Genomic DNA, 15,707 nt, shown 5'->3' with positions numbered 1-15,707 from the left:
GCAGGCTGTCTTGGTGCATGTCGGCAGGTTCTACTTTCTCAGCTTGAGCAGAGGGGTTTGGTGTTGCCGCGTCCTTACCGGGCTCTGAGGACCTGCGTGACCCAGGCGTCCACGAGGCGCTGGGGATTGGCGGCAATGTCGGCTTTCACGGAGGAGGCCTGGGGTTCCTGCGCGAAGGTGAACACGGGGTTCATGGGAGTGCCTTTCACGGCGGGGTAGATCCACATGCGGGTGGGGATGTCGGTCTGGACGGGTGCGCTCAGCATGAAGTCCACGAACTTCCTGGCGAGGGCGGCCTGCTTGGTGCCTTTCAGGATGCCCACGCCTTCGAGCTGGGTGTAGGTGCTGCCGGGCAGGAAGAGGTTGGCGGTGGGGGGCTGGGCGGGGAGTTTGGCGGGGTTGAAGCCGTCGGCATAGAAGACTTCGGCGGCGGGGCTGCTGGCGTAGGACAGGACGATGGGGTACTTGCCGCCGTTGCGGGTGAAGTCCTTGTAGTACGCGTCGCTCCAGCCGCGCGTGACTTTCATGCCGCCCTGCCGGGCGGCGCGCCACCACTGCCACGCGCCTGCCTCGCCGTAGTGGTTGACGGTGGCGAGGAGGAACGCGAGGCCGGGGCTGCTCGTGGCGGGGCTCTGCACGACCGTCAGCTTCGCGTAGGCGGGGGACTTCAGGTCGTCGAGGCTTTTGGGGAGCGCCACGCCGTTCTTCTCGAACCACGCGCGGTCGTAGTTCAGCGCTACGAAGCCGTAATCGACGGTGTTCAGCAGGCCGTCGTCGCCCAGGCGGTATGCGGCGGGCACGCGGGAGAGAAGGGGGCTCTTGTACGGCTGGAGAATGCCAGCCTGCCGGGCGCGGGGTAACAGGCTGTTGTCGAGGCCGTACACCACGTCGGCGATGGGGGCGCGGCGGGTGAGGATCAGGCGGTTCAGGAGTTCCCCGGCGTCGCCGCCCTTGATGAAACGCACCTTCGCCCTGTTCTGCGTCTCGAACGCGGTGAGCAGTTTCTTGTCCACGTCGAACGAGTCATGCGTGATGACGGTCAGGGTCGTCTGGGCGCTGGCGGCGCTGGCGACGGCGAGTGCGGCAAGTACAGTCAGTGTTCCACGCATAAGAAAGTCCCCTCGCGTCACGAGGGGAAGCGGTGGGCCTACGCCACGGGTGTGGGCGGCCGGTCACGCTCCCTCCGCCGGAATGACCCGGATCAGGTTCCTGGGGTAAGTCTCAGCCCGCCCTTTGGCAGGCACCCCCGGTGACGCACCCGTCAGGATAGCGCAGGCCGCCGCGCGGGGAGTGTCCTTCGTCACCGGTTGCGGTTGCGGCGCGCGGCGCGTGCCAACCTGGGCCATGCGGAATCTGCTCGTGTGGGTGGTCGTGCAGGATGAGGGGGGCCGGGTGCTGCTGGGGCGCCGGGACGGCTCGGCGTACGGGCATGGCCTGTGGGGCCTGCCGGGCGGCGGCGTGGAGCGCGGCGAGGGCCTGCCGGAGGCGGCCGCGCGCGAGGTCCGGGAGGAGGTTGGTCTGATCCTCGACCCGGCCACGCTGTCCCTGCTGGGCGTGCGCCGTTATGAGGTGGACGGCGCGCAGGGCACGGACTTCCTGTTTCGCGCGCTCGCCTGGGAGGGCGAGCCGCAGCCGCTCCACAAGACCTCCGAGGTCGCTTGGTTTGCCCCCGACGCGCTGCCACCGGGCGCCTTGCCGTGGATCGCGCCGCTGCTGGACGCGCACCTGCGGCGTGGGGCGCGCCTGACCGAGCAGCTGCGCGACGTGCGTGAGGCGCGGGTGATCGCGTGACGTTTCATCTGGTGGCGTGGCTGATCGTGCAGGACGACGCGGGTCGGGTGCTGCTGGGCCGCCGCTCTGGGTCGTCGTACGCGGATGGGCTGTGGGGCCTGCCGGGCGGGCACGTGGAGGCGGGGGAGACGCTGGCGCAGGCGGCGGCCCGCGAGGCGGCGGAGGAGGTGGGCCTGAGCGTGAATCCGGTGCTGCTGTCCTGCCTGGGGGCCTGCCGGTATGACCTGGAGGGCGCGGCGGGACTGGATGTGTTCTTCCTGGCGCGTGGGTGGTCGGGTGAGGCCAGGCCACTTGAGAAGACCTCGGAGGTCGGGTGGTTCGACCCTGTGGACCTGCCGGGGGACGCCCTGCCGTGGCTGCCGGGCGTGCTGGACGCTCACCTGTGCGCGGGGGTGCGGCTTTCGGAGATGCTGGACGGCTGGGTGGCGTTGCGGCCTGTGCCGCTAGAGTAGGGGAACGGGTTATCGGGCGGGGCCGGAATTGTGAGGTGTGGTGTTCCCGCTGGATGAACACTTGGCAACTGGCAGAACTTGGTTCCATTTGAAATACTTCCATTTGAAATGAATGGAAGTCCTGCCCTCAATCCCCCCCCAGTCACGGATGATCTGTACGGCCTCGTCCGGATGATCCTGCGGCTCTCCCGGCGTGTTCACCACGTTCTCGACGACCCGCTTGAAACCGCGCTGGGCCTGAACACCAAGGAACTGCTCGTGCTGGCCAGCGTCATGGACGGCGCCGACACGCCCGGCGCGGTCGCGCACGCGCAGAACCTCCCCGCACCCACCGTGACCCGCATGGTCACCAAGCTCGTGCAGGCGGGCCTGGTGCGCCGCGTCACCGACCCCAGCGACCTGCGACTGCAACGCCTGGAACTCACCCAGGACGGCCAGGCCACCCGCGCCCGCACCCGCGCGGTCGCGCAGGACATCGTCCACGCGCATTTTGGCCACCTGCCCCCCGAGCGTGTTCAAGCCGCTCTCGCCGCGCTGGCCGCCCTGGACACCGCCCTGCACGCCCCCTGCCCCACTCCCGGAGACCCCGCATGACCACCCCCGCACCCACCACCAGCCCGGTCGCGCCGCGCGAGAAGCTCCTCGCGTTCGTCGGCATCCTGACCGTGCTGTTCCTGTCCAGCCTCAACCTCACCGTCGTCGGCAGCGCCATGCCCCGCGTCATCAGCGACCTAGGCGGCTTCCACCTGTACGCCTGGGCGTTCACCGCGTATTCCCTGGCCACCACCATCACCCTGCCCATCGTGGGCACCATCAGTGACCGGTACGGCCGCCGACCACTGATCCTGCTCGGCATTGCCGTGTTCACGCTGGGCAGCGTCCTGCTGGGTTTCGTGCAGAACATGGAACAGCTGATCGTGCTGCGCGCGGTGCAGGGCATCGGCGGCGGCACCCTGATGGCCATGAGCTTCACCGCCATCGCTGACCTGTTCACACCCATCGAACGCGGCCGCTACCAGGGCTACACCGGCGCTGTGTGGGGCGTCAGCTCCGTCGTGGGGCCGCTGGTCGGGGGCTTCCTGACCGATCACCTGGGCTGGCGCAGCGTGTTCTTCGTGAACCTGCCCTTCGCGCTGCTCGCCGCTTACTTCATCTGGCGCTACTTTCGCCTGCCCGCCCCCGGCGCCCGCGGTCACTTCGACGCGCTGGGCGCGCTGCTGCTGGGCGCGTCCGTCACCACCCTGACCCTGGCCCTCTCGTGGGGCGGCGGCACGTACGCCTGGGGCAGCGCCATCATTCTGGGCCTGCTGGCTGCCACCGTCCTCACGTTCGGCGCGTACGCGTGGCACAGCGCCCGGCAGGAACGCCCCATCCTCGATCTGCGCCTCCTGAAAGACCGCGGCATCGCCATTGCGTCCATCGCGGGCTTCCTGACGAGCGCGGGCATGTACGCCGCGATCCTGTACCTCCCGCTGTACATGCAGGGTGTGCGCGGCAGCAGCGCCAGCGGCAGCGGTCTGGCCCTCGCGCCCCTGATGTTCGGCATGATCCTGACCAGCACCCTCAGCGGGCAGGTCGTCAGCCGCACCGGCCGCTACAAGAACCTCATCCTGATCGGCGGTCTGGTCGCCACCGGCGCGCTGCTGCTGGCCACCACGCTGGGCACCGCCACGCCCATCCTGATCGCCGTGGGCATCATGGTCCTGCTGGGCCTGGGCCTGGGCCCCGTGAACAGCCAGCTGACCCTGGCCGTGCAGAACGCCGCGCCGCGCGAGCAGCTCGGCAGCGCCACCAGCGGCAACCAGTTCTTCCGGCAGATCGGCGGCACCCTGGCCGTCAGCCTGTTCGGCGCGCTCGTGAACGCCCACCTGAATGCCAACCTCGCCGCGCAGCTGCCCGAACAGGCCCGCACGCTGCCCGCCCCCGTGCAGGACGCCATCGCCAACCCGAACCTCCTGACCAGCCCGCAGGCCACCGCCCAGCTCGGCGCGGGCCTGGGCAAACTGGGCGACGCGAACCTGCTCCAGCCCATTCTGGACGCCCTGCGCGGCGTCATGGCCGGCGCGATTGATCAGGTGTTCCTGGTGTCCGCCGTGCTCGTGGGCCTCGCGTTCCTGGCGACCATCGCCCTGCCCGAACGCCCCCTGAAGGGCCGCGCCGGACTCGCCCCGCGGGCCGAGAAGATCGAGGTCAGCGCCACCGACTGATCCAGCCGGTCAGGCGCAGGGCGCGGAGGAGAAGGCCTCTTCGTGCCCCGCGCTTTTTCAGGGTACAGGCCAGCGGATCGTGCCCAGCTGATCGGTGCGCCACGCCCGCGAGTGAACCTGCGCCAGCCGGGCCAGCACGTCCGGGTGAGGGTGCCCGTAGGTGTTCCTCCCCACGCTGACCACCGTGTCGGGCGGCGCGACCTGCGCGAGGAACGCCGCCGAGCTGCTGTGACGGCTGCCGTGGTGCGCGGCCTTCAGGAGATTCAGCGCTCCCACGGCCAGTGTGCCCTCGGCCGGGTCGGGCAGGTCGCCCAGGAACGCGGCCCGCCACCCGCGCGACTCCAGGCGCAGGGCGACGCTGTTGTCGTTGTCCTCGGTGGACCAGGCGGTCCCGGCGGGCCACAGGACGGTCAGGGTCGCGCCGTCCGAGCTGACCTGATCACCCCGGCGGACCTCGCGCACCGGCACATGGCGTTCCTGCGCAGCCAGCAGCACGGCCGTCAGCACCGGATCGTCCGTCTTGCGCTGACCGATCCAGACCTCCCCGACCGGCATCTGCCGCAGGACGCTCGCGGCGCCCTCGATGTGGTCGGTGTCCGCGTGGGTGGCGACCAGCACGTCCAGCTTCCGCACGCCCAGGGCCCGCAGGGTGGGCACGACCGTGTGCGCGCCCACGTCGTAGTCACTGCCCACCGAGCCGCCCGCGTCCACGAGGACCGTCAGGTGGGGCAGGCGGATCAGGGTGCTGTCCCCCTGCCCGACATCCAGAAAGACCACCTCGCGCGCGGGGTGCAGTCGTCCCGGCAGGGTGGTCAGCAGGAGGCAGGCCAGCCACGTGCCCAGCGCGGCGGGCGCGCGGACGCGGCCCAGCAGCCACAGCCACCCCGCCAGCAGCGCCGCCGCGTACGCCAGGAGGCCGCCTACACCCACCTGCCCCCAGCTCAGGACCGGGGCGTGCCCGAAGGTGCGCGCCACCAGCAGCAGCGCGTCGGCCAGCACGCCATTGACCACGTTCAGCGGCAGCGCCAGCGGGCCCAGCAGTCCCGCCAGGAAGCCCAGCGGGACCAGCGCGGCCATGATCCCCTCCGCCAGCAGGTTGGCGGGCAGACCCACGAGCGGCACCTGCCCGAACGTTCCCGCGATGACGGGTAGCGTCCCGGCCTCGGCGAGCAGGGTTGCGGCGAGGCCCAGCCGCAGCCAGCGCGGCCAGCGCCCCGGCAGGAGGCCCGCCACCCGCTCGGACTGCGTCAGGGCCACCACCGCCAGGAACGACAGCTGAAAGCCCACGTCCGTCAGCCACAGAGGGAACAGCAGCAGGCATGCCAGCGCCGCCAGCGCGATCACGCCGGGCGGGTCGGGCCGCCCGCGCCCCAGCGCCAGGGCCAGCAGCACCGCGCCGCCCATCAGGACCGCCCGCGTGATACTGGCCGAGGACTGCACGAGCAGCAGGTACGGCCCGAGCAGCAGCACCGGCAGCCCGAATCGCCACGCGGGGGCCGCGCCCAGCCGCGTCAGGAGCAGGATCAGCGCGCCGGTCAGGAGCGCCACGTTCTGCCCGGACAGCGCCATCAGGTGCGCCAGTCCCGCCCGCGCGAACGCGTCGCGCACCGCCTCACCCTCGCTGAACTGCTCGCGGCTGATGTCGCCCCGGTCCCCCAGTTCGATGGCCTGCATCAGCGCGCCCTGCCGCTCGGTCAGGCCGGTCGTCAGGCCCCGGCGGAACCAGCCGCGCAGCCCGCCCTGTGGCTGGAACTCCCGCACCCGCGCGCCTACCAGCGCGCCGCCCGGCGTGACGCTCAGCAGGCCCCCCTGCGCGCGGAACCACGCGGCCTGATCGAACCCCCCTGGCGTGCGGCGGCCCTCCGGGGCCAGCAGCCGGCCCGACACCCGCAGCCGCCCCGGGCCCTGGGTGGGCTTCGGCGCCAGCGTCACGCGCGCGGGCGGATCACGCAGGGTCAGGAACTGCCCGTCCCACTCGCCCTGCACCGTCACCTGCGCCCCGAACCACGGCGTCAGGGTGTTCGGGCGGGTCAGCACCGCGTGCGCGGAGGCCCAGCCTGCCGCGCCGCCCAGCACGACCAGCGCCAGCAGGACCGGGCGGGCGTGCCACAGCACCAGCCCCGCGCCGGCTAGCAGCGCCGCCACGCCCCACGGCTGCCCCAGCGCCAGCAGGATGCCGCCGATCACGCCCGCCACCGCCGGGACCGGCCAGGGCAGACTGCCCGCGCGGGGCCGGTGCGCGTTCAGAACGACACCAGCGGTTCCAGCGCCTTCAGCGCCGCTGGCCCGACGCCCTTCACGCGGTCCAGATCCGCGACCGATCGGTACGGCCGACCCGCCACGATCCGCGCGGCTAGGGCCGGCCCGACCTTCGGCAGCGCTTCAAGCTGCTCGGGCGTGGCGGTATTCAGATTGACCCGCCCTGAGATCAGCGGATGGATGCTGGCCGTGGTGGGATACGTTGGCGGCTCCTGCCGGGCTGGCCCCTGACTGGTGGCCGGCGCAGCTGGGGTCACGGTGGGCAGCGCGGCCCGCGTGACGACTGGCACGCGCGGCTGGGGCCACAGCGCCGGAATCAGTGTGAAGGTGGCGGTGATCAGGACCGCGCCGCCCAGCAGAGGCGTCCAGGTGTTCCACGGCGTGACCAGCGCCTGCCGGACTGGGCGGGGGGCCGCGGGCCTGGCCGGTGAGTGACGGCCGGGCGCTGCGGCCGTCGGGATGGTGGGAGCCGGTGGGCGGTGGTCCACCGCGTCGGTGCTGGGCATGCGGTCAGCTTAGGAGGTCGGGTGTGGACGCGCTGCCGCAGGTGCCCTTTGCCTGTTGAGCGCGTCCCGTGCTACACTCCCGGAGTTTGCCTCCCGAGGGAGGCGTTCCCGCGTGACGCTGCGCGCCCGGCCAGGAACCGGCGGCTCCGCGAGAGAAGAGGAGAGCACCATGAAGCGTACCTACCAGCCCAACAACCGCAAGCGCGCCAAGACCCACGGCTTCCGCGCCCGCATGAAGACCAAGTCCGGCCGCAACATCCTCGCGCGTCGTCGCGCCAAGGGCCGCCACCAGCTCACCGTCGCCGACGAGTAAGCTCCCCCACGGAGCGGCCCTCATCGCACAGTCAGACCTGCCCAGCGCCACCCAGGATCGGCCCCGCCGTCCGGTGGCGCTGGATTCATTACGGGGCGACCGCGAATTCCGCAAGGTCCGCGCCCACGGTCAGGCCGTGCGCGACCCCCTGTTCACCCTGCGTGTCACCGAGTACCGCCCCCGTCATGGGGAAGCGTGGCGGCCACGCGCGATCATCGGCGTTGTGGTCAGCAAGAAGACCCTGAAGCGGGCCGTGGACCGCAACCGCGCCCGCCGCCGCGTCCGCGAGGCGCTGCGCACCCTGCCCGGAGGCCTTCCCGCCTGCCGGGCCATTCTGCTGCCCAACCCCGCCGTGCTGACCGCTCCGTTCGCGGACCTGCAGGCCGCCCTGGAGCGCGCCCTGCGGCGTGCGCCCTCGCGCGGCGGGAAGCCCGGCCGGGGCGGCGGGAACCAGGGCCGGGCGGGGCGCGTACCTGCCCCCGTGCCCCCAGTGTCCCCGCAGCCCGCGCTAGACTCACCGGAGCCCGACCCCCACGGAGGGACCGCGTGAGCGCGCCCCGCAAGCTGATGGTCCGGGCCGTCCGCTCCTACCAGCAGCACCTCTCGCCCCGCAAGCCCGCGCCCACCTGCCGCTTCACCCCGACCTGCTCGGAGTACGCCGCGCAGGCCATCGAGCGGCACGGCGCCGTGAAAGGCGGCTGGCTGGCCACGTGGCGCGTCCTGCGCTGCAATCCCCTGGTGCCCGGCGGCTTTGACCCGGTCCCCGAGCACTTTCCCAAGAGGCACCCCCAGAACCCATGAAGACACGACACCTGCTTCCCCTCGCCGCCCTGGGCGGCATGCTGCTGCTCAGCGGCTGCGGTCAGACCGGCCCGCTGCCCACCTTCGGCAAGGCCATCACGCCCGAATGGATCACCACGGACTTCGACGGTCAGCCCGGCGACGAGTACATCGCCACCAGCAACCTTCAGGACGTGGTCTTCAACGCCCGCGGTGAGATCATCGGCTGGTACGTCAAGGGCTACGCCGGCACGCCTTACATCAAGAAGAAGGGCGACGGCACCTACGACTTCAGCGCCCTGACCAACCAGAAGGGCATCGTGAACATGGTTGCGGGCCGCAAAGCCCTGGCCGTGGAGGACAAGGCCGCCGGGCTCGACCCCGCCCAGGCCGCAGAGACCAGCGCCCCCACGGGCCTGAGCACCGACCTGAAAGCCAACCGCCAGGACGCCGTGTTCCGCTACACGCAGGGCGGCGTGACCGTCACGAAAACCGTCACGCTGCACCCCCGGAACTTCAAGGTGGACCTGAAGACCGAAGTCACGGGCGGGCCCGAACGCGTGAACCTCCTGTTCCCGGGACTCGGCAAGGCGGACAACCCCCGCGTGCAGGCCTACGCGACGGGCGGCGCCCAGCCGGCCGCCGTTCAGGGCAGCGGCACCCTGACCGTGGAGAACGTTCAGTACGCCGCGCTTCAGGAAAACCCCAGCCAGATCGCGCACGCGCTGATCATCCGGCCCCAGAGCGGCACGCAGGTGAACGCCACCCTGACCGGCGGCAGCCAGGGCCTGATCACGGCCTCCGTGCCCGCCAGCAGCAACCTGGAAGTGTACGGCGGCAAAAACGAACTGATCCACCTGTACCAGAGCGGCTACACCGACCTGCCGGGCCTGTTCAAACCGAACCCCTTCGGTCAGATCAGCCTGCTGATCGTGAAGCTGATGGAACAGCTGTACAAGTTCATCGGGAACTGGGGCCTGGTGCTGGTCGTCCTGACCATCCTGCTGCGCGCCATCATGTGGCCCCTGATGCAGGCGCAGGGCCGCACCACCGCCCGCATGCAGGTCATGCAGCCCAAGATCAAGGAAATCCAGGAGAAGTACAAAGACCGCAAGGACATGGACTCGCAGCGGGCTATGCAGGCGGAAATGCAGCAGCTGTACCGGGATTACAACTTCAACCCGGCCGGGTGCTTCTCCACCTTCATTCCGTTCCCCGTGCTGATCGCGCTGTGGTCCACGATCCGCAACTTCGAGTTCGACAGCGGCTTCCTGTGGCTCCCGGACCTCGCGATTCCTGATCCGTTCTACCTGCTCGCTGTGGTGTACTTGATCGTGAACATCGGGCAGCTGTACGTGATGACCCGCAAGAACCCCGACATGTTCCGGCAGCAGGCGTTCATCTATCTGATCTTCCTGTACTTCGCCCTGACCTTCCCGGCCGGCGTGACGATCTACATCATTCTGTCCACCCTGATCGGCATTGGGCAGCAGATCCTGATCAACAAGCAGGTCGAGAAGGAGACCGCCACGATCGGCCAGAAGGTCGAGAAGGCCCCGGCCCGCCCGGCCACGAAGGCCAGCAAGACCATTGATGCGCCCAAGAAGTAAACCGCGCGCAGCCTGAAAAGAGGCGCCCACCCAGATACCCGGGTGGGCGCCTCTTTTGGCAGTTCTCAGGCCTTGTCGGTGTCAGCCTTCTGCTCCGGGTCGGTCGTGGCGCCGCTGGCCGGCAGGCCGCCCTGCATGCTCCCGAAGGACGTGGGGTTCACGTCCGTGCCGCCCTGCGCGTCGGAACGCGGGTCGGTGGTGCTGCTCACCTGCTGCGCCTGCGAGGTCTCTGAGCCGTCGCCTGCGTTCTCGTCACTGGCGTCCGGGTAGATGCCCTGCGTGGTGGCGTCCCCCGGATTCTTGGGCGTGCCGGTATTCCACTGCCCCTGGTCATTGATGGTGTCCTGTGAGACGTTCGCGTGCGCCTCGCCGTTCGGTCTGCCTTCTCCCATGGTGTGGCCTCCTGCTCCGTCCGGGCGGAGCGGCTGAACTGAAGTGCGTCGCCGCCCAGCCTAGGCCCGCGCGGGTGGGGCGCAGGTAGGGGCCGCGTTCACGTCTCCTTACGTCGCGCCCCGGAGGGCCGGGCTCAGCGGTCCTCGTCCCCCCCGGCGTCTGCGCCTTCACGGCCGAAGGTGGCGGCCAGACCACCGGCCAGCTGCTGTTTCTCCTGGACGGTCAGGCGCGCCGCCGGGTGCATGGGCAGGTAGGTGGGTTCAGGCATGCTGCCGTTGCGGACCGTCTTGGCCGCCTCGTCCGCCTCGCGGCCGTACCCGGGGACGTTCACGTTGAACTTGCTGCGGCCCTCATCCACGTGCCGCTGCACCAACCACGACACGGGCGCCACGTTGCTGTACCAGGGCCACACGGTCGCGTGACTGTGGCAGTCCGCGCAGGCGCGAGTGAACAGCGCCTCCGTCTGAGGGCTATCCCACTTCGGCTGCGCCTGCACGGTGGGATTGGCGTGCGCCCGGCCGTACGGCACGAGCTGGATCAGCACGAACAGCGCCACCAGGCCCAGCAGCAGGCGGGGCAGGAGGGAACGGCGGGCGGGATTCAGTCTCATGGGGTCCTCCGGTGAACTCTGAAGCTCAGCCTGGGCGTCACGGGCCGCGCCGGGATGTGCTCCGCTTGCGGGAATGTTGTGATGCGGGCAGGGCGGGTCGTGCAGCGCCCCTTCCCCCGCGCGGCCTACATCCGGTGGCGCAGCAGGCGCAGGCCCATGAACACCACGAAGACCGTGCCGCCCTCGTGCGCCAGAACGCCCAGCGGGAGCGGCACCCTGCCCGCCACTGCGAGCGGCGCGACAATCAGGATCACCCCGAACGCGAAGGCGAGGTTCGTGATCACGGTGCGCCGGGCGGCGCGGGCCAGCCGTACCGCGCCCGCCAGTTTGCCCAGGTCGTTCTGCATGAGGACCACGTCGGCACTCTCGATGGCGACGTCCGTGCCGGACGCAACCGCCACGCCCAGATCCGCGCGGGCCAAGGCGGGCGCGTCGTTCACGCCGTCGCCGACCATGGCGACCGGGCCGGGCAGCTCGCCGATCAGCCTCAGCTTGTCCTCGGGAAGCAGGCCCGCGCGGAATTCCTGCAGGCCGACCTCCCCGGCGACGCTGCGGGCCACCTCCTCGCGGTCCCCGGTAAGCATCACCCGGTGCGCGACGCCACTGGCCTTCAGGGCGTCCAGCGCGCCGCGGATGTCGGGGCGCAGCGCGTCCGCGACGCCCATCACGCCGGTCACGCGCGGCCCGACGCCCACGATGACGCTGCTGCTGCCGCGGTCACCCAGATCACTCAGGGCCGCCTGCTGCCCGGCGTCCAGGGTCGCGCCCTGCCGCCTGGCCAGGCGGATGTTCCCGGCCCAGGCGACCTGCCCGTCCGTCAGGCGGGCCTCAATGCCGTGCCCGGGGATCGCCTGCGCGTCCGTCACGGTCAGGGGCGCCACGCCACGCTCGCGGGCGGCGGTGACGATGGCCTGTGCGATGGGGTGCTCGCTGTGGGCTTCCAGTCCGGCGGCCAGCGCCAGCGCCTGCGTGTCGTCGTGGGCGTGCACAGCCGTGAGGGTCATGCGCGCCTGGGTCAGTGTTCCGGTCTTGTCGAACGCGACGGTCTGCACGCCGGCCAGGGTGTCCAGCGCGGCGCTGCTCTTGAACAGCACCCCCGCCCGCGCGGCGGCGGCCATCGCGGAGAGCATCACGGCGGGCGTGCTGATCACGACCGCGCAGGGGCTGGCGACCACCATGAACGTCATCGCGCGGTACCAGGAATCGTCCACGCTGAGGCCGAACCCGTACCGCAGCAGGGCGTACACGGCCGGGACCAGCGCCAGCACGATCATCGCGTAGGGGCTCTCCCAGCGTTCCGTGAGGCTCTCGGTGCGGCTCTTCTGCGTCTGCGCCTGTTCCATCAGGCCCACCAGCCGCGCCAGGGTGCTTTCCCCGGCGGGTCGCAGCACCTCGGCCTCCACGCTGCCGTTCAGGTTCACGGTGCCGGAGGCCAGCTCCGCGCCCCGCGCCTTGTCCACCGGGACGCTCTCGCCCGTGATCGGACTCTCGTCCACGCTGGTCTGACCCTTCACGACGCGGGCGTCGGCGGCAATGCGTTCGCCGGGGCGCACGACGAGCAGGTCCCCGATCCGGATCTCGCCCAGTTCACACCAGTTCTCCACGCCGTTCCGGCGGACGGTGGCGCCCTCCGGATTCAGGTCCATCAGGGCCTGGATGGCGCTGGACGTGCGGCCCATCGCCCAGTCCTGCAGGGTGTTGCTGAGGGAAAACAGGAACAGCAGGATCGCGCCGTCTGCCGCCTGCCCGATGCTCGCGGCGCCCAGCGCGGCCAGGACCATCAACAGGTCCACGTCCAGCTTGCGTTCCCGGAAGAGGCTGTGCAGCGCCTCGCGGCCAGCGGGAATGCCGCCCGCCAGGAACGCTGTGACGTACCCGGTCCACTCGAGGGCCGGCAGGTGAAGGAGGTACTGCCCGACCAGTCCGGCCAGCAGACCCAGCAGGGTCAGGGCAGTCAGGGTGACGGCGCGGCGGACGGCGGGGGAGACAGTGACGCGCGGGGCGGGTGCGTCGCGCGCTGGGGTGAGGGTCTGGGTGGTCACGTGGGGCCTCCGGCGTGGGGGAGAGGACAGATTTCCTTAATAGGAATAATTCTCAATAAGCGAATTTTACTCTCCCCAATCCCCAAACTCAACGCAGAACACCCACCGGAATGCTCGGCAATCCAGCCCCCACCAGCTCGCCAGCAGGCTGAATCCCTCCAAATCCATCCCGCCGCCAGGAATCATCCTCAGAACGCTCCACCGACTCCCTTCACCCGAACTGGGGCAAAGCCCTCAGAGTCCCTCCGTACACTGAGGCCATTCACCGAGTCACGCCACGCGCGGGAGACCAGACCCATGACCTCATCCCTGTCAGCGCCAGAGACCGACTTCGACTCCAGCGTGCTTCACCACATCAAGCAGCGCGGATGGAGTGTCCTCACCATCCCCGAAGACGCAGAAGGCCCAGGCTTCGCGTTCACCGTCGGCCTATGGGCCAACTGCCAGCACCCGGAACTCATCCTGATAGGCCAGCCCACCGCCGCCATGCAAGCCGGTCTCTCCGCAGCCAGTCAGGCCATCCACGACCGTCAGCAGCGCTACAGCGCCGGGTACACCACCCCCGACCTGCTTGCCGGCCACCTGTGCCAGTTCATTCCGGTCCCGCCCGCCTCATACCGCGACTACCTGGGTTACGCCCTGCGGCTGTACGGCAACGAGGAGTTCCCGGTGCTCCAGTGCGTGTGGTCAGACCACCAGGGCCGTTTTCCCTGGCAGCCTGGCGCCTCAGACGCCCTGCGAGAACAGCAGCCAACCCTCGGTTCAGTCCAGCAGTCCACTGCCCACTGACCGCACTTCCAGCGGCACAGGCTCGTTGACCGGTCAGCCGGGCCGCGCCACCCGCGTGATGGTCAGGTCGTGCGTTCCGTCCGCCCGCTGGACCCGGAACGTGCTGCTCACGCCAGGTGCGGCGCTCAGGCGCAATTCGTGGAACAGCGCGTTCTGCACGTTCATCTCGTCCACGGCGATAATTTCGTCCCCGGCCTGCATCCCCGCCTGATGCGCCGGACTGCCCTCAAACGCCTGACGGGAGCGCACGCCCAGCCCGTCCCTCATGGGCTCCAGCTGCGCTCTGGTCATGCCCAGCCCCTGCTGCGCCGGCATGTGTCGCCTCAGCAGCCGCAAGTGACCCCGGTGGTTGATCTCGTCCCCAAACACATCACCTCAGTCCCAAGTCTGCGGGACATTGAGCTGCACGACGTTTACGCCCTCTGGTGTGACCTGCCAGCGCACCTGCAGAAGCGTCAGAAGGCGGAGGTACTCGTCTCCGGTGAGGGTCTCGGCAGCGTCCGCGTACGCGTGCATGGCGGGCACTTAGGGGACGCTGATCGGGATGGCCGGGGTGAGGGCGTCGATGCGGCCGTCCAGTTCTTGGCGGCGGCGCACGAACTCCGCCCGGTCAATCAGCCCGTCAAGGTGCAGGTCAATCAGGGCGGCGCGGCGTTCCGTGAGGCGCGTGCGCTCATCAGCGTGCGGGTCCGGGGAGGGCGCACTCTGCTGAAGGAGAAGGGTCAGGGCGGCCGGACTGCGGAGCGTACGGACCAGCACTTCACGCGCCTGAGGTTCCACTTGGTCTGCGTCGTAGGCTTTGTTCGAAACGCCCGCAGCGGGGCAGGTGGGCGCCCCGCGTATCCGGGCGCGGCACAGGTAGTACCGGTACGCCTTCCCAGGCTTGCCCTGCGCGGGGCGGTTCGTGCTGCCCACGAGGGGCGTGCCGCACCCGCACTCGAGGTGCCCGGTGAGTGGGTACAGGTCCGGGCGGCGGTAGGGGTGGTTCATGGTGCGGGCCCGCTGCGCCCCCTCCCACTCGTCCTGCGTGATGAGGGCCGGGGCGGGCATGTCAATCCACGCGGCAGGTTCGTCCGGGAGGGCGCGGCGCCGGTAGGGGTAGACGCCGGTCGCGTACGTGGGCGTCTTGATGATCTTCATGACGGTGTTCGCCGTCCACTCCGTGCTGCGGCCCGGCGTGGGGACGCCCTGGGCGTTCAGCTCCGACGCGATGGACAGGAACGCCCGGCCGCCCTGGGCGAGCTGGAACACCAGGCGCAGGTCGTCCGCGCGGTCACTCTCGACGATCCGCCCGTCTGGGCTGCGCGTGTACCCGAAGGGGAGGCTCTGCGCGTTCTGCGGGTAGATGCCCTGGCTGGCCGCCTGGATGCGCCCGGCAGCGGTGCGCTCCCGGGTGGTTTCGACTTCCAGTTCCGCCAGCGCCGCGAGGATGGTGAGCATCAGGCGCCCAGCGGGGGTCTCCGTGTCGATGTTCTCGGTGAGGGAGACCAGGCGCGCGCCGGCGTCTTTGATGCGGCCCACGATGCTGAGCATCTGCACTGCGCCGCCACGCCCGAGGCGGCTGAGGCTGTACACGATCACGGTGTCCCCTGGCTGGATCTCGCTGAGCAGCGCGGTCAGCTGCGGGCGGTCGTCGAGCCTCCCGGAGATGCCGCGTTCCTCGTAGAACTGAACCGGCCCGAGATCCTGGTACGCGGCCCAGGCCAGAGCCTTGTCCCGCTGGAAGGCGAGACTGTACTTCTCCACCTGAGCGGCGGAGGAGACGCGGAGGTACGCGCGGGCGGTGGGGGAGGGAGTCACGGTGATCTCTGGGCCATCATAAAAAGCACCACCGGGGGATGAAACCCGGAGGTGCTGTAGGTGTGGTGAGCGCTGACTACCTGATTAACCGGTAGTGCTCCAGTTTTGACTTCAAGCGGCGTTACGAGCGTTCGCCGATGAGGTGAGTGTAGACC

Annotated in this window: 18 protein-coding genes and 1 riboswitch; of the genes, 9 read left to right on the top strand and 9 right to left on the bottom strand. The window is 70.1% G+C overall.

Annotated elements, in window-relative coordinates:
- Positions 1-74: 74 nt before the first annotated feature.
- Entirely contained in the window at positions 75-1,109 is a 1,035-nt protein-coding gene (locus tag IEY63_RS19360) for a thiamine ABC transporter substrate-binding protein (protein ID WP_189070643.1), read from the bottom strand.
- A gap of 51 nt (positions 1,110-1,160) precedes the next feature.
- Positions 1,161-1,258: riboswitch (TPP riboswitch) on the bottom strand.
- Between the two features lie 86 nt (positions 1,259-1,344).
- Between IEY63_RS19360 and IEY63_RS19355 the strand changes: the two genes are divergently transcribed.
- From IEY63_RS19355 to IEY63_RS19340, 4 genes are all read left to right on the top strand, one after another.
- Complete coding sequence (locus tag IEY63_RS19355) at positions 1,345-1,791, top strand: NUDIX domain-containing protein (RefSeq protein WP_189070642.1); 447 nt, start codon at positions 1,345-1,347, stop codon at positions 1,789-1,791.
- Positions 1,788-2,243: an NUDIX domain-containing protein gene (locus tag IEY63_RS19350; RefSeq protein ID WP_189070641.1), complete on the top strand. Its 456-nt coding sequence runs from the start codon at positions 1,788-1,790 to the stop codon at positions 2,241-2,243. The genes IEY63_RS19355 and IEY63_RS19350 overlap by 4 nt, the downstream gene beginning before the upstream one ends.
- A 108-nt stretch (positions 2,244-2,351) precedes the next feature.
- Positions 2,352-2,837: a MarR family winged helix-turn-helix transcriptional regulator gene (locus IEY63_RS19345; RefSeq protein ID WP_189070640.1), complete on the top strand. Its 486-nt coding sequence runs from the start codon at positions 2,352-2,354 to the stop codon at positions 2,835-2,837.
- On the top strand, positions 2,834-4,450 hold the full coding sequence (locus IEY63_RS19340) for an MDR family MFS transporter (protein ID WP_189070639.1): 1,617 nt from the start codon (positions 2,834-2,836) through the stop codon (positions 4,448-4,450). The genes IEY63_RS19345 and IEY63_RS19340 overlap by 4 nt, the downstream gene beginning before the upstream one ends.
- A 57-nt stretch (positions 4,451-4,507) precedes the next feature.
- Here the strand turns inward: IEY63_RS19340 and IEY63_RS19335 are convergent, their stop codons facing one another.
- Together IEY63_RS19335 and IEY63_RS22565 are read right to left on the bottom strand one after the other, a co-directional pair.
- The gene (locus tag IEY63_RS19335; RefSeq protein WP_189070638.1) at positions 4,508-6,646 is read right to left on the bottom strand and encodes a DNA internalization-related competence protein ComEC/Rec2; all 2,139 of its coding nucleotides are present in this window, start codon (positions 6,644-6,646) and stop codon (positions 4,508-4,510) included.
- Positions 6,647-6,693: 47 nt separating this feature from the next.
- The gene (locus IEY63_RS22565; RefSeq protein ID WP_308425239.1) at positions 6,694-7,215 is read right to left on the bottom strand and encodes a ComEA family DNA-binding protein; all 522 of its coding nucleotides are present in this window, start codon (positions 7,213-7,215) and stop codon (positions 6,694-6,696) included.
- Positions 7,216-7,384: 169 nt separating this feature from the next.
- On the opposite strand from IEY63_RS22565, the gene rpmH reads away from it, so the two are divergent.
- From rpmH to IEY63_RS19310, 4 genes are all read left to right on the top strand, one after another.
- Complete coding sequence (rpmH, locus tag IEY63_RS19325; RefSeq protein WP_046844501.1) at positions 7,385-7,528, top strand: 50S ribosomal protein L34; 144 nt, start codon at positions 7,385-7,387, stop codon at positions 7,526-7,528.
- A gap of 73 nt (positions 7,529-7,601) precedes the next feature.
- Positions 7,602-8,078, top strand: coding sequence for a ribonuclease P protein component (rnpA, locus tag IEY63_RS19320; RefSeq protein WP_189070637.1), 477 nt, complete (start codon positions 7,602-7,604; stop codon positions 8,076-8,078).
- Between the two features lie 17 nt (positions 8,079-8,095).
- Positions 8,096-8,329 carry a membrane protein insertion efficiency factor YidD gene (gene yidD / locus IEY63_RS19315; protein WP_229784818.1) on the top strand — a complete coding sequence of 78 codons (234 nt, stop codon included), beginning with the start codon at positions 8,096-8,098 and terminating at the stop codon, positions 8,327-8,329.
- Positions 8,326-9,918, top strand: a complete 1,593-nt coding sequence (locus IEY63_RS19310) for a YidC/Oxa1 family membrane protein insertase (protein WP_189070635.1) — start codon at positions 8,326-8,328, stop codon at positions 9,916-9,918. The genes yidD and IEY63_RS19310 overlap by 4 nt, the downstream gene beginning before the upstream one ends.
- Positions 9,919-9,983: 65 nt before the next feature.
- On the opposite strand, the gene IEY63_RS19305 is transcribed toward IEY63_RS19310, so the two are convergent.
- The 3 genes from IEY63_RS19305 to IEY63_RS19295 all read right to left on the bottom strand — a co-directional run bounded on the left by IEY63_RS19305 (position 9,984) and on the right by IEY63_RS19295 (position 12,963).
- Positions 9,984-10,310: a hypothetical protein gene (locus tag IEY63_RS19305; protein WP_189070634.1), complete on the bottom strand. Its 327-nt coding sequence runs from the start codon at positions 10,308-10,310 to the stop codon at positions 9,984-9,986.
- 134 nt (positions 10,311-10,444) lie between these two features.
- Positions 10,445-10,921 (bottom strand): heme-binding domain-containing protein, encoded by a 477-nt coding sequence (locus IEY63_RS19300; RefSeq protein WP_189070633.1) that lies wholly within the window; start codon positions 10,919-10,921, stop codon positions 10,445-10,447.
- Between the two features lie 125 nt (positions 10,922-11,046).
- Positions 11,047-12,963, bottom strand: coding sequence for a heavy metal translocating P-type ATPase (locus IEY63_RS19295; RefSeq protein WP_189070632.1), 1,917 nt, complete (start codon positions 12,961-12,963; stop codon positions 11,047-11,049).
- A 297-nt stretch (positions 12,964-13,260) separates the two neighbouring features.
- Between IEY63_RS19295 and IEY63_RS19290 the strand changes: the two genes are divergently transcribed.
- The gene (locus tag IEY63_RS19290) at positions 13,261-13,752 is read left to right on the top strand and encodes a DUF4262 domain-containing protein (protein ID WP_189070631.1); all 492 of its coding nucleotides are present in this window, start codon (positions 13,261-13,263) and stop codon (positions 13,750-13,752) included.
- Positions 13,753-13,785: 33 nt separating this feature from the next.
- Here IEY63_RS19290 and IEY63_RS19285 read toward each other — a convergent pair whose 3' ends face one another.
- Genes IEY63_RS19285 through IEY63_RS19275 form a run of 3 tightly spaced genes read right to left on the bottom strand, consistent with a single transcriptional unit; the run spans position 13,786 to position 15,552 of the window.
- Entirely contained in the window at positions 13,786-14,067 is a 282-nt protein-coding gene (locus IEY63_RS19285) for a PDZ domain-containing protein (RefSeq protein WP_189070630.1), read from the bottom strand.
- Positions 14,068-14,127: 60 nt separating this feature from the next.
- Positions 14,128-14,277, bottom strand: coding sequence for a hypothetical protein (locus tag IEY63_RS19280; protein ID WP_189070629.1), 150 nt, complete (start codon positions 14,275-14,277; stop codon positions 14,128-14,130).
- A complete protein-coding gene (locus tag IEY63_RS19275; RefSeq protein WP_189070628.1) occupies positions 14,278-15,552 on the bottom strand; it encodes a recombinase family protein in 1,275 nt (424 codons plus the stop codon).
- Between the last annotated feature and the right edge of the window lie 155 nt (positions 15,553-15,707).

Source organism: Deinococcus radiotolerans, from assembly GCF_014647435.1.
GTDB classification, from domain to species: Bacteria; Deinococcota; Deinococci; order Deinococcales; family Deinococcaceae; genus Deinococcus; species Deinococcus radiotolerans.
Note: the sequence above shows the minus strand (reverse complement) of the source record. Positions and strands in the feature narration are given on the sequence as shown.

Coding starts and splice junctions, on each gene's coding strand:
- IEY63_RS19345 (WP_189070640.1), top strand. CDS start 2,352: ATGAATGGAAGTCCTGCCCTCAATCCCCCCCCAGTCACGGATGATCTG.
- IEY63_RS19300 (WP_189070633.1), bottom strand. CDS start 10,921: ATGAGACTGAATCCCGCCCGCCGTTCCCTCCTGCCCCGCCTGCTGCTG.
- IEY63_RS22565 (WP_308425239.1), bottom strand. CDS start 7,215: ATGCCCAGCACCGACGCGGTGGACCACCGCCCACCGGCTCCCACCATC.
- IEY63_RS19310 (WP_189070635.1), top strand. CDS start 8,326: ATGAAGACACGACACCTGCTTCCCCTCGCCGCCCTGGGCGGCATGCTG.
- IEY63_RS19360 (WP_189070643.1), bottom strand. CDS start 1,109: ATGCGTGGAACACTGACTGTACTTGCCGCACTCGCCGTCGCCAGCGCC.
- IEY63_RS19290 (WP_189070631.1), top strand. CDS start 13,261: ATGACCTCATCCCTGTCAGCGCCAGAGACCGACTTCGACTCCAGCGTG.
- IEY63_RS19285 (WP_189070630.1), bottom strand. CDS start 14,067: ATGCCGGCGCAGCAGGGGCTGGGCATGACCAGAGCGCAGCTGGAGCCC.
- IEY63_RS19355 (WP_189070642.1), top strand. CDS start 1,345: ATGCGGAATCTGCTCGTGTGGGTGGTCGTGCAGGATGAGGGGGGCCGG.
- yidD (WP_229784818.1), top strand. CDS start 8,096: ATGGTCCGGGCCGTCCGCTCCTACCAGCAGCACCTCTCGCCCCGCAAG.
- IEY63_RS19340 (WP_189070639.1), top strand. CDS start 2,834: ATGACCACCCCCGCACCCACCACCAGCCCGGTCGCGCCGCGCGAGAAG.
- IEY63_RS19305 (WP_189070634.1), bottom strand. CDS start 10,310: ATGGGAGAAGGCAGACCGAACGGCGAGGCGCACGCGAACGTCTCACAG.
- rpmH (WP_046844501.1), top strand. CDS start 7,385: ATGAAGCGTACCTACCAGCCCAACAACCGCAAGCGCGCCAAGACCCAC.